This window comes from Pseudomonas sp. D5(2026) (assembly GCF_057766845.1).
Genome location: NZ_CM173421.1, coordinates 2661773 through 2674090, shown reverse-complemented (window position 1 = coordinate 2674090; position 12318 = coordinate 2661773). Strand labels below are relative to the sequence as shown.

Here is a 12318-nt window from a genome sequence, read left to right as displayed (position 1 = left end):
GAGAGCGGGCAAGCCCGCGAAGAAACCAACACCCATCTCGAGCCGAACGTTCAGGCCGCAATGCCGTCATAATCTGAGCCTGTGCCGACACGCAAAGAGGACGCGAAATGACCCAGCCTGACCCGTCATACGTCAAATGGCTCGAAGACCGCGCCATGCTCAAGGCCTCCCAGGACCGCGCCAGCCTGTACTCAGGCCAGTCGCGCCTGTGGCAACAACCCTACGCCGAGGCCCAGCCCCGCCGCGCCACGGAAATCGCCTCGGTGTGGCTCACCGTCTACCCCGACGCCATCATCGCCCCTGAGGGCTGCTCGGTGCTCGGTGCCCTGGCCCACGAAGCATTGTGGAAGCGCCTGTCAGAAATCGGCGTGCAGGGCCTGCACACCGGCCCGATCAAGCTGTCCGGCGGCATTCGCGGCCGCGAGCTTACCCCCAGCGTGGACGGCAACTTCGACCGCATCAGCTTCGACATCGACCCGCTGTACGGCAGCGAGCAGGAGCTGATCCAGATGAGCCGCATGGCCGCAGCGCACAATGCCGTGACCATCGACGACCTGATCCCCTCGCACACCGGCAAGGGCGCCGACTTCCGCCTGGCCGAGATCGCCCATGGCCCTTACCCTGGGCTGTACCACATGGTCGAGATCCGCGAAGAAGACTGGCCGCTGCTGCCCGAGGTGCCCGCCGGACGCGATGCGGTCAACCTGCTGCCCGCGCAGTGTGACGAGCTGAAGGCGCGCCATTACATCGTTGGCCAGCTGCAACGGGTGATCTTCTTCGAGCCGGGCGTGAAGGAAACCGACTGGAGCGCCACGCCACCGGTCACGGGCGTGGACGGCAAGACCCGCCGCTGGGTGTACCTGCACTACTTCAAAGAGGGCCAGCCGTCGCTGAACTGGCTGGACCCGACCTTCGCCGCCCAACAAATGATCATTGGTGATGCGTTGCACGCCCTGGACTGCCTCGGTGCCCGCGGCCTGCGCCTGGACGCCAACGGCTTTCTCGGCGTGGAAACCCGCGCCAGCGGCACCGCCTGGTCGGAAAGCCACCCGCTGTCGATCGTCGGCAACCAGTTGATCGGCGGCATGATCCGCAAGGCCGGCGGTTTCAGCTTCCAGGAGCTGAACCTGACCCTCGATGACATTGCGCAGATGTCCAGGGGCGGTGCCGACCTGTCCTACGATTTCATTACCCGGCCGGCCTACCAGCATGCGCTGCTGACCGGCGACACCGAGTTCCTGCGCCTGATGCTCAAGGAGATGCACGCCTTCGGCATCGACCCGGCCTCGCTGATCCATGCCTTGCAAAACCATGACGAACTGACCGTGGAGCTGGTGCACTTCTGGACACTGCACGCGCACGACATGTACCTGTACAAAGGCCAGACCCTGCCTGGCAGCATCCTGCGCGAACATATCCGCGAAGAGATCTACGAACGGCTGTCGGGAGAGCATGCCCCGTACAACCTGCGTTTCGTGACCAACGGCATTGCCTGCACCACCGCCAGCCTGATCGCCGCTGCACTGGGTATTCGCGACCTCGAACAGATTGGCGCAACGGATATCGAATTGATCAAGAAGGTGCACCTGCTGCTGGTCATGTACAACGCCATGCAGCCGGGGGTAGTCGCCTTGTCCGGCTGGGACCTGGTCGGTGCCCTGCCCTTGCCCGCCGAAGCGGTGGCCGAACGCATGCTCGATGGCGATACCCGATGGATTCACCGGGGCGGCTATGACCTCGCCGGGCTCGACCCGCAGGCAGAGGCTTCAGTGCGTGGCATGCCGCGCGCCAGGGCGCTGTACGGCAGCCTCGACAGCCAGCTGGACGAGGGTGATTCATTTGCCTGCAAGGTGAAGAAACTGCTGGCTGTGCGCCAGGCTTACGGCATCGCTACCAGCCGTCAGGTGCTGGTACCTGAGGTGAGCAGCCCGGGGCTGCTGGTGATGGTGCATGAGCTGCCAGCCGGACGTGGTATCCAGATCAGTGCGCTGAACTTCGGCCAGGACGCGATTGCCGAGGAACTGCTGTTGACGGGGTTCACACCTGGGCCGGTGGTCGACATGATCAACGAGACGGTTGAAGGCGATTTGACCGAGGACGGGCGCCTGATGGTGAACCTGGACCCGTACGAGGCACTGTGCCTGCGGATCGTCAACAGCAGCGGGCATGTTTGAATCTGGTGTGGCCCTGCCGTCGGCAAACCGGCTTCGCCCACAAGCACGCCGCCTGCCCAACGCTTGCGCCAGACCTGCAAGCCGGCTTGCCAACCAAGAAGCCGGTCTTGCATTTACTGCGCTACGGGCATAGCGTTCGGAAGTTTTCTTTTCCGTGCCCAGGAGCAACACCATGTACACCGGCATCGTCCAGGCCGTCCGCCCTCTGCTTGATGTGACCACCTATCCGGGCCACAACCAGTTCACCATCGACCTCACCCCGGAATTGCTCGACGAGCTGAAAATCGGTGCCAGCGTCAGTGTCGAAGGTACCTGCCTGTCCGTGACCGAAATCGACGGCAGCCAAGTCAGGTTCGACGCCATGACCGCTACCCTCGAGCGCACCAATCTGCGCAACTTCAAGCCCGGCCAGCACGTGAACATCGAACGTTCAGCGAAGATGAACGCCGAAGTCGGCGGTCACCTGATGGCCGGCCACATCGCCACCACCGCCGAAATCGTCGAGCTGTCGATCAAGGAAACCGGCGCCTTCATCAAGTTCCGCATGCCGCCGCAATGGGGCAAGTACGTGTTTCCCCGCGGTTTCATCGGGGTCAATGGCTGCAGCCTGACGGTCGCTGACGTGGAGGACAACGTGATCACTATCAATTTGATCCCGGAAACCCTGCGCCAGACCACCTTCGCCAGCTACCGTGCCGGTGAGCTGCTCAATATCGAGGTCGACCACCAGACCATGGTGCTGGTCGACGTGGTGGAGCGCACCATCAAAGGTACCCTGGCCCGCGAAAACCTGCTGCCCTGAGGCCTGCGCATGCTCCCTAACGCCCTCCCCGCGCGCACAGCCAGGCGTTTGCGCCTGCAGGTAATGCGTGGTCGCGTCGGCCTCGGCCTGGTCGCCGCCCTGTCGGTGCTGGCCGGCATGACCGATGCCATCGGCTTGCTGGCACTGGGCGATTTCGTCTCGTTCATGAGTGGCAACACCACACGCCTGGCGGTGGCCATCAGTGAAGCAGACCTGGCCCTGGTACTGCGCCTCAGTGGCGCCGTACTGGGCTTTGTCGCGGGCAATGCGCTGGGCGTGCTCCTGGCTCACGGATTGCGCCGTCGAGCCTGGCCGGTGCTGCTGGTGGTTGCCGCACTGCTGGCTTTCGCGGCAGCGTGGCCGTTACCAGCCACCTTCCCCGCGCTGTTGGCCGCCACGCTGGCCATGGGCATGATCAATGCGGTAGTCGAGCAGGTGAATGGCCTGCCCATCGGCCTGACTTACGTGACTGGCGCCCTTTCGCGTTTCGGCCGCGGCCTGGGGCGCTGGCTGCTGGGCGAGCGGCGCAATGGCTGGCGGGTGCAGTTGGTGCCTTGGGCAGGCATGCTGCTGGGCGCCGCACTCGGCGCCTGGTTGCAACAACACCTGGGCCTGCAGGCGCTGGCCGGCAGCTGCGCGCTGGCCTGCGTGCTGGCGCTGGTATCGCGGTTCATCCCGCGGTCCTGGCAGCGTGGCTACATGCCGCGCTGATCATTCGATACGCGGGTGCTGCAGGGCCAGTTTCTCGCGTTTGGCTTCCAGCTCGGCGATCTGCGCATCGATGTCCTCGATTTTCTGCTCGATGTTGTCGTGGTGCTCCTGCAGCAGTTCACGCGCCTCTTCGATGTCCGATGCCGCGGGTGCCGCGCCGCGCAGGGGCTTGTTGGCAGTTTCCTTCATGGTCAGGCCGGTGACCAGCCCGACAGCGGCGATCACCATCAGGTAATAGGCCGGCATGTACAGGTCGCCTGTGCTCTCCACCAGCCACGCAGCGAGGGTCGGGGTAAGGCCGGCGATCAGCACCGAGATGTTGAAGGCGCTGGCCAGGGCACTGTAGCGGATGTGCGTGGGGAACATGGCCGGCAGCGTCGAGGCCATCACGCCGATGAAGAAATTCAGCAGCACGGCAATGATCAGCAGGCCGGCGAAAATAAGCCCGAGCACACCACTGTTGATCAGCATGAACGCCGGAATGGCCAAGGCCAACAGGCCGACACTGCCGACGATGATGAACGGCCGTCGGCCGAACTTGTCGCTGAGCAGGCCGATCATCGGCTGCACGAACAGCATGCCGACCATGATCGCGATGATGATCAGCACGCCATGGTCTTCGCTGTAGTGCAGGTTGTGCGACAGGTAGCTTGGCATGTAGGTAAGCAGCATGTAGTAGGTGACGTTGGTGGCAATCACCACGCCGATGCAGGTCACCAGGCTGCGCCAGTGCTGGGTGGCCACTTCCTTGAACGACACCTTGGGCCCGGAGGCCAGGCCTTCACGATCGCCCTGCTCCAGCTTGTCGACGTGCTGCTGGAACGCAGGTGTTTCTTCCAGTGCATGGCGCAGGTAGAGGCCGATGATGCCCAATGGCAGGGCTAGGAAGAACGGCAGGCGCCAGCCCCATTCGAGGAACTGTTCTTCACCCAGCACCGTGGAAATGAGCACCACCACCCCTGCGCCCAGCACAAAGCCGGCAATCGAACCGAAATCCAGCCAGCTGCCGAGAAAACCGCGCTTGCGGTCAGGTGCGTACTCGGCAACGAAGATTGAGGCGCCGGTGTATTCACCGCCCACCGAAAAGCCTTGGGCCATCTTGGCCAGCAACAACAGGATCGGCGCCCAGATACCAATGCTCGCGTAGGACGGTATCAGGCCGATGGCGAAGGTGCTGAGGGACATGATCACGATGGTCGCGGCGAGGATTTTCTGCCGCCCGAACCTGTCGCCCAAGGCACCGAAGAACAGCCCGCCAAGAGGCCGGATCAGGAACGGCACCGAGAAGGTGGCCAGGGCCGCGATCATTTGCACGCCGGGGTCGGCGTTGGGGAAGAACACCTTGCCCAAGGCATAAGCGACGAAGCCGTATACGCCAAAGTCGAACCACTCCATGGCGTTGCCCAGCGCGGCGGCTGTGATCGCCTTCTTCATCTTGGCGTCGTCGACGATGGTGATGTCCTTCAGGCCGATTGGCTGGACGCTTTTCTTGCGAGGTTTCATACCCGTATCCCTGTCGATGAATGCTCTAAGGGATCAGATACAACAGGACACTAAATAATTCAGCGCTTACTGTTTTTTTGTGCGTTTGCGGCACCACCAAACGGCGCCCAAAGAAAAGCCGCTGCAATGGCAGCGGCTTTCATGCCGAAGGCCTGGCTTCAGATACCTTCGCGCGCCAGGTCCATGGCGAAGTAGGTCAGGATCAGGTCGGCACCGGCACGCTTGATTGCGCCAATGCTTTCGCGCACCACCCGGCCTTCGTCGATAGCACCGGCCAGGCCGCCGAACTTGATCATCGCATACTCGCCGCTCACCTGGTACGCCGCCAGTGGCAGGCGCGAAGCGGCGCGGATGTCGGCGATCACATCAAGGTAGGCACCGGCCGGCTTGACCATCAGCACGTCCGCCCCTTCCTGCTCGTCGAGCAGCGACTCGCGCACCGCTTCGCGGCGGTTCATCGGGTTCATCTGGTAGCTTTTGCGGTCGCCCTTCAGGGCGGTGCCACCGGCCTCACGGAACGGGCCATACAACGACGAGGCGAACTTGGTGGAGTAGGCCATGATCGCGGTGTCGTGGAAACCGGCACCGTCCAGGGCGCTGCGGATTGCCTGCACCTGGCCGTCCATCGCCGCCGAAGGGGCAATGAAGTCGGCACCGGCAGCGGCGGCGATGACAGCCTGCTTGCCCAGGTTGGCCAGGGTGGCGTCGTTGTCCACGCCATGGTCATGCAGCACGCCGCAGTGGCCGTGGCTGGTGTATTCGCAGAAGCAGGTGTCGGACATCACCACCATTTCCGGCACGGTGTCCTTGCAGATACGCGACATGCGCGCAACCAGGCCGTTTTCGTTCCAGGTGTCGCTGCCATCGGCATCCAGGTGGTGCGATACGCCAAAGGTCATCACCGACTTGATACCGGCGCGGGCATAGCGCTCGATTTCCTGGGCCAACAGCTTCTCGGGGATACGATTGACACCGGGCATGCTGGTGATCGGCACGAAATCATCGATGCCCTCTTCGACGAAGATCGGCAGGATCAGGTCTTCAAGGCGGAACTCGGTTTCCTGGAAGATCGTGCGCAGGGACTCGTTCTGGCGCAGGCGGCGGGGACGAACGGACGGGAATTGGTTGGACATGACAGCTCCAGGGAATTTGAACGGCGTATACCTTATGCCTGTCGCGCGCCAGTGAAAAGGCTAAATGACGAGATTGTGTCTTGCGTCAATGGCAACGCCCGGGGTTTGCCTGTGTTGGCCTCTTCGCGGGTAAACCCGCGCCTGCAAATCCCGTAGGAACGGGTTTACCCGCGAAGCGGCCGGCACAGGCACTGAATTACTGCAGCCAGGGCGGCGTCACCTCCTCTGCCTTGGCCGGCCCATGCTCAGCTTCGGCGCGTGCTGCACGGCGGCGAGCGTCGTCCATCCGGGCGGCGTCGATCTCGCGCATCACCCCGGTTACGTCAGCCTCATGTTCATCATCCTCGAACACCCCGGTCAACGGGCTGTCGGGCAGCAACTCGCCGGCCTCGTACAACGCCCACATCTCCTGCGCATAGCGGGTGCTTTTCAGCTCCGGGGCAAAGCGCCCGAAATAATGGGCCATGTTGTCCACATCGCGCTGCAGCATGCTGAAGGCGTGGTTGTTGGCGGCGGCATCCACTGCCTGCGGCAGGTCGATGATCACCGGCCCGTCCGGGCCGAGCAGCACGTTGAACTCGGACAAATCGCCATGCACCATTCCGGCGCACAGCATCAACACGATCTGGCGAATGACGAAGGCATGGAACGCGCGGGCATCTTCAACTTCCAGGTGTACGTCGTTCAGGCGCGGGGCCGCATCGCCATCGGCATCGGTCACCAGTTCCATCAGTAGCACGCCGTCCTGGAAGTCGTAAGGCTTGGGCACCCGTACACCCGCACCGGCCAAACGGAACAGCGCAGCCACTTCGGCGTTCTGCCAGGCATCCTCGGCTTCTTTGCGGCCGTACTTGCTGCCCTTGGCCATGGCCCGGGCCTGACGGCTGTTGCGTACCTTGCGGCCTTCCTGGTATTCGGCGGCCTGGCGGAAGCTGCGCTTGTTGGCTTCTTTGTAGACCTTGGCGCAGCGTACCTCGCTGCCACAGCGCACCACGTACACAGCGGCTTCCTTGCCACTCATCAACGGCCGTAGTACTTCGTCGACAAGGCCGTCTTCGATCAACGGTTCGATTCTTTTAGGTGTCTTCATCAGGCTGCGTTCAGGGTCCTGGCTTTGTTGGCGGACATCCTCTCACAGCCTGATGCGACTTGCTCGTCTGTCTTCAGGCCAGACGAATCAGGCGCGCTGCCCTACGCCAGCAACCGCCGCCCCGCGCGCCCGGCGTCGGGTCACCAGCACCCCCGAGCACACCACCAACACCGCCAGCACCATCGTCGAGACCACTTCCAGGCGATGATCCGGGCGGAACAGCATCAATACCAGTACGCCGCTGATGAACAGGATCACGCCCCAGGTCAGCCACGGGAACAGCCACATGCGGTAACCGAGCGTCTTGCCCTGTGCCGTCAGGCGCTGGCGCAAGCGCAACTGGGAAATGGCGATGACCAGATACACCAGCAGGGCGATGGCGCCGGAGCTTGCCATGAGGAAGCCAAACACCTTGGCCGGCACCAGGTAGTTGGCGATCACCGCCAGGAATGCAGCCCCCGTCGACAACAACACGGCCACCACGGGTGTACCACTGCGGCTGGTTATCTGGGCACAGGCCGGGGCATCACCACGACGGCTAAGCGAATAGACCATGCGCGAGGCGGTGTACAGCGACGAGTTGAGGCAACTGGTCACCGAGGTCAGCACCACGAAGTCGATGATGGCCTTGGCATTTGGCACGCCCAGGGTGTCCAGCACCGTGACATAAGAGCCTTCGGCAGCTAGGCGTGGGTCAGTCCACGGTACCAGTGCGATGACGATGAAGATCGACAGGATGTAGAACAGCGTTATCCGCCAGATCACCGAATTGGTGGCCTTGGAAATATGCTTGCCCGCCTCGTCGGATTCAGCCGCAGCAATGGTCACCACCTCGGCCCCGAGGAACGAGAACATGGTGATCAGCATGGCGCTCAGCACCGCACCAAAGCCGTTGGGCATGAAACCACCGGTATCCCACAGGCGCGAGACGCCGCTGACGCCGGACCCAGGCAACAGGCCGAAAATGGCGCAAACACCCAGGGCGATGAAGCAGACGATGGCCACCACCTTGACCAGTGCCAACCAGAACTCGAACTCACCGTAGTTCTTCACGCTGAACAGGTTGGTGGCCGTTAGCAGCAACGTGATCACCAACGACAGCACCCAGATCTCCAGCTGCGGGACCCAGGAGTTGATGATGGTAGCGGCGATATTGGCCTCGATCGGGATGATCAGTACCCAGAACCACCAGTACAGCCAACCGATGGTGTATCCGGCCCATTTGCCGATGGCGAGGTCGGCGTAGGTTGAGAACGAGCCGGTGTCCGGAGAGGCAACGGCCATTTCGGCCAGCATGCGCATCACCAGCACCACCAGGCCGCCCGCCAGGATATAGGCCAGGATGGTGGCCGGCCCCGCTTCGGCGATGGCGCGGCCAGAGCCGACAAACAGCCCGGCGCCGATCACGCCGGCAATGGACAGCATGGTGACATGCCGTGATTTCAATCCATGACTCAAATTGTTCTTGTGGGTTTGCATGGCGCTACCTTGTTGTTTTTGTCATGCCCACGCAGGGGCCGCCGGCTGCACGTCACCGACGCAGGCGCGAAAAAGCCCGCCCTGCCCTGAATGGTGAGCAGGGCAGTACGGGTTGAGTAAAACGAAACCGCAGAAGGTGTTACCGGGCTGTCAGCTGGCAGCCCTCTGGCTGGCCGACAGGTCGGCCTTGGGGAAGTTGCCGCCCTGCAGGCCGACCTGCTCGCACACTTTCTCGACGATGTAGGCGCCGATCGGTATGGCCGAGGTAGCGGCTGGTGACGGTGCGTTGCACACGTTGACACTGCGTGCAGTGTTGACGAACAGGAAATCGTCGATCAGCTTGCCGTCGCGCGACACCGCCTGGGCACGCACGCCGGCCGGGTAAGGCGTGAGGTCGGCTTTGGTAATGCTCGGGCAGTACTTCTGCACCTGCTTGAGGTACCCGCCCTTGAACAGCGAGTTCTTCATCTCGATCAGGCCCGGGCGGAAGTTCTTCGCCAGCACCTTGAGGATGCCGGGCGTGGTCAGGGTCTGGAACAGGTCGCTGGGGCTGACATCGGTCTTGCGGTAGCCCTCGCGCTTCATCGCCAGGACGGCGTTGGGGCCTACGGTGACGGTGCCGTCGATCATGCGGGTAAGGTGCACCCCCAGGAAGGGCATCGACGGGTCGGGAATCGGGTAGATCAGGTGGTTGACGATCTGATTGTGCTGCTTGGGCAACAGGTAGTATTCGCCACGGAACGGGCAGATCACGAACTCGGTACGCAGCCCGAGCATGCCCACCACGCGGTCGGCCATCAGCCCCGAGCAGGTCACCAGGAAACGGCTGCGCAGTTCATCACGCTGAGTGCGCACGATCACTTCATTTGCCTGTTCCTGCAGGCCGACCACTTCTGCGCCATAGCGGATTTCGCCACCGGCACGCTGGAACTCTGCGGCCATCGCAGCGGTTACCTGGGCGTAATTGACGATGCCGCTGGACGGTACGAAGATGCCCCCCATACCAACGATGTTGGGCTCACGCTCGCGCAACTCCTCAGCCGACAGCCAGTAGCGCTCCAGGCCATTGGCCGCCGTGCGCTCCCACAGCGCCTTCATGCGCTGCATTTCCAGATCGTTGGTGGCGACCAGCAACTTGCCGCACTCATCGAAGCGGATGCCATGTTGGGTGCAGAAGGCTTTGGTCGCCTTGTTGCCTTCAAGGCAGAAGCGCGCCTTGAGGCTGCCGGGGGTGTAATACACGCCGGCGTGGATCACGCCGCTGTTATGGCCGGTCTGATGGCGGGCCGGGCCAGACTCTTTCTCCAGCAGGAGCATCTTCGCATCCGGGTAGACCTTGATCAGGTGCATGGCCGTGGACATGCCCACAATCCCGCCGCCAATAATGATGAAATCGTACACAGCCTTACCTCACACGCAGGCATTGCCTGGCAGGCTCACCAAGGCCCGCACGGGGCCTGGTGGCATTGTTATGTGCAAAAACGCGTGGGCGGGCGCCCGCCCCGCGCCCTGTCATTATTGCCCGCGCTGGTACAGCGGCTTGGGGAAGGCGACGTAACCACGCTGGCGCATCAGTTCGCGGCGCAGGCCCTCGTGCGGGGTGAAGCGATCGCGGCCATGCAGCCAGAACAGGTTGTTGATCAGCAGGAAACTGCCTACGCCAACCGGCACCGAGACTTTCTTGCCGCTGCCTTCCAGCGACTCGGACAAGGCATTCAGCCAGATACCTTCCTCGTAGTTTTCCGGCTGCACGAACTGGTCAATGTAGCGCATGGTCGGCCGGCCTTCGGCATCGGTGTCGAATACCGAATGGAACACATCTTCGGCAACCTTTTTGCTCGGTGGTGCGGTCCAGCGCATTTCGCGGCGGGCCATCGGGTGACGGAAGAACGCCTCGCACTCCTCCCAGTCGTCCAGGTGCAGCAGCAGCGAGTTGCCCCCTTCCATGTTCTTTTCGTCGATCTTCAGCATCAGCACGTAGTCGGTGATCTGGTTCACGAACGTGCCGTCGTTGTGCAGCTCCATGACCCGGTGCGGCTGGCGCAGGTAGCTGTCGGAGTTGTCGCTGTTGACCACCACGAAGCGCGCATAGAACTGGCCACTCATGGCGTCATAGTTGGAACGGCCGATCAGGTGGGCGCAGGCGGTGGTGAACTTGACCATGTCTTCGGCCTGGCTCACATCATCCAGGCCGATCGGGGTAATCAGCATGCCACCTGTGGCGCGGTCGAGGATGGTGTTGAGCAGCACCGGGCGCAGCGTGCCCTGGCACAGCTCGTCAAGGATCTCGCCTACGCGAAAACGCAGGAACGACTTGTACTCCAATGCCTGCACCGGCCATTGGGCAACGGCCTGCATGAACGCTTCGACGGTTTCCCGGGCAAAGGTCAGTTCCAGCAGGCGCGGCGACTGTTTCGAGGGGGCGATGGTATAGCCCTGCGGTTCGAGTGGCAGCGGCATGACAAGTTCGTCGATCTGCGTAAAAGCGTTCATGGCAATGTCCTGGCTAAAAAATTAGGTGGCGCCGTCCGGTCATGACCTGGATCAGTGCGGGCGAGGTAAAAATATCGCCACCAGACCAAAATGTCTACATTTTTATGTTTCGGCGACACTGCTTGAGTTTGTCCATTGTTTTTCGTGGGCAGAGGGTTTCGGTATGATCGGCAAAACGTTTTGAGGAACAGGATCTTGGAAGCGCTCGCCCCCCGACAAAACTCAGCATTCAGCGGGTATGAGAGGCTCAAACAGGACATCATCCGCGGGGTGTTCAAGCCCGGTGAAAAATTGCTGATGAGCGCCCTCAAGGAACGCTACGACCTGGGTGTGGGCCCGCTGCGCGAAGCGCTGTCGCAACTGGTGGCCGAGCACCTGGTCAACGCGATCAGCCAGAAAGGCTACCGGGTAGCGCCCATGTCGCTGGATGAGATGAACGACATCTACGACGCCCGCGCCAACCTAGAAGCGATGATCATCGCCCTGGCCATCGAGCGCGGCGACGACGCCTGGGAGGCGTCGGTGCTGGCCCACTCGCATACCCTGGCCAAGGTGGTGGAAGTGAAAACCCGCGAGCAGCGGCTGGATGTGTGGGACGAGCGGCACAAGGCGTTCCATACTGCCATTGCCTCGGGCTGCGGCTCCAAGCACCTGCTGCAGGCACGCACCTACCTGTTCGACCAGGCCGAGCGCTACCGCCACCTGTGGCTGACGCAGACTGTGTTTTCCGAACAGGCGCTGGCACTAAAGCGCCAGGAGCATGCGGCACTGGTCGAGGTGATCCTCGCCCGTGATGCCAAACGCGCCAGTGCCATGATGCGTTCACACCTGATGACACCGGTGCCAATCATCGCGCAGATCATGCATGCCGAAGGCATTGGCGCACGCTAGATGAATTTTTCTTAAATCGCCGGTTGTCTATTCTTTGGCACA

At 62.3% G+C, this 12318-nt stretch carries 10 protein-coding genes; 4 read left to right on the top strand and 6 right to left on the bottom strand.

Features of this window, described 5'->3' with window-relative positions:
• Positions 1-107 precede the first annotated feature (107 nt).
• The 3 genes from treS to AC3B5Q_RS12300 all read left to right on the top strand — a co-directional run bounded on the left by treS (position 108) and on the right by AC3B5Q_RS12300 (position 3687).
• Complete coding sequence (treS, locus tag AC3B5Q_RS12310; protein ID WP_488393105.1) at positions 108-2174, top strand: maltose alpha-D-glucosyltransferase; 2067 nt, start codon at positions 108-110, stop codon at positions 2172-2174.
• Between the two features lie 172 nt (positions 2175-2346).
• On the top strand, positions 2347-2976 hold the full coding sequence (locus AC3B5Q_RS12305) for a riboflavin synthase (protein ID WP_021782401.1): 630 nt from the start codon (positions 2347-2349) through the stop codon (positions 2974-2976).
• A 9-nt stretch (positions 2977-2985) separates the two neighbouring features.
• The gene (locus AC3B5Q_RS12300) at positions 2986-3687 is read left to right on the top strand and encodes a YoaK family protein (protein WP_028697209.1); all 702 of its coding nucleotides are present in this window, start codon (positions 2986-2988) and stop codon (positions 3685-3687) included.
• Here the strand turns inward: AC3B5Q_RS12300 and proP are convergent, their stop codons facing one another.
• From proP to glaH, 6 genes are all read right to left on the bottom strand, one after another.
• Positions 3688-5190, bottom strand: a complete 1503-nt coding sequence (gene proP, locus AC3B5Q_RS12295) for a glycine betaine/L-proline transporter ProP (RefSeq protein WP_021782399.1) — start codon at positions 5188-5190, stop codon at positions 3688-3690.
• Positions 5191-5348: 158 nt separating this feature from the next.
• Entirely contained in the window at positions 5349-6323 is a 975-nt protein-coding gene (gene hemB, locus AC3B5Q_RS12290; RefSeq protein ID WP_010953815.1) for a porphobilinogen synthase, read from the bottom strand.
• 196 nt (positions 6324-6519) lie between these two features.
• Positions 6520-7413, bottom strand: coding sequence for a PA4780 family RIO1-like protein kinase (locus tag AC3B5Q_RS12285; protein ID WP_021782398.1), 894 nt, complete (start codon positions 7411-7413; stop codon positions 6520-6522).
• 87 nt (positions 7414-7500) lie between these two features.
• Positions 7501-8892 (bottom strand): GABA permease, encoded by a 1392-nt coding sequence (gene gabP / locus AC3B5Q_RS12280; protein WP_021782397.1) that lies wholly within the window; start codon positions 8890-8892, stop codon positions 7501-7503.
• Positions 8893-9042: 150 nt separating this feature from the next.
• Positions 9043-10293 carry an L-2-hydroxyglutarate dehydrogenase gene (gene lhgD / locus AC3B5Q_RS12275; protein WP_021782396.1) on the bottom strand — a complete coding sequence of 417 codons (1251 nt, stop codon included), beginning with the start codon at positions 10291-10293 and terminating at the stop codon, positions 9043-9045.
• Between the two features lie 114 nt (positions 10294-10407).
• Entirely contained in the window at positions 10408-11385 is a 978-nt protein-coding gene (gene glaH, locus AC3B5Q_RS12270; RefSeq protein ID WP_021782395.1) for a glutarate dioxygenase GlaH, read from the bottom strand.
• A 195-nt stretch (positions 11386-11580) separates the two neighbouring features.
• On the opposite strand from glaH, the gene csiR reads away from it, so the two are divergent.
• Positions 11581-12276 carry a DNA-binding transcriptional regulator CsiR gene (csiR, locus tag AC3B5Q_RS12265; RefSeq protein ID WP_021782394.1) on the top strand — a complete coding sequence of 232 codons (696 nt, stop codon included), beginning with the start codon at positions 11581-11583 and terminating at the stop codon, positions 12274-12276.
• The last annotated feature ends 42 nt before the right edge of the window (positions 12277-12318 follow it).

What these genes read in the sequence shown, in the direction of transcription:
- treS (WP_488393105.1), top strand. Translation starts at nt 108, where the DNA reads ATGACCCAGCCTGACCCGTCATACGTCAAATGGCTCGAAGACCGCGCC.
- AC3B5Q_RS12305 (WP_021782401.1), top strand. Translation starts at nt 2,347, where the DNA reads ATGTACACCGGCATCGTCCAGGCCGTCCGCCCTCTGCTTGATGTGACC.
- AC3B5Q_RS12300 (WP_028697209.1), top strand. Translation starts at nt 2,986, where the DNA reads ATGCTCCCTAACGCCCTCCCCGCGCGCACAGCCAGGCGTTTGCGCCTG.
- proP (WP_021782399.1), bottom strand. Translation starts at nt 5,190, where the DNA reads ATGAAACCTCGCAAGAAAAGCGTCCAGCCAATCGGCCTGAAGGACATC.
- hemB (WP_010953815.1), bottom strand. Translation starts at nt 6,323, where the DNA reads ATGTCCAACCAATTCCCGTCCGTTCGTCCCCGCCGCCTGCGCCAGAAC.
- AC3B5Q_RS12285 (WP_021782398.1), bottom strand. Translation starts at nt 7,413, where the DNA reads ATGAAGACACCTAAAAGAATCGAACCGTTGATCGAAGACGGCCTTGTC.
- gabP (WP_021782397.1), bottom strand. Translation starts at nt 8,892, where the DNA reads ATGCAAACCCACAAGAACAATTTGAGTCATGGATTGAAATCACGGCAT.
- glaH (WP_021782395.1), bottom strand. Translation starts at nt 11,385, where the DNA reads ATGAACGCTTTTACGCAGATCGACGAACTTGTCATGCCGCTGCCACTC.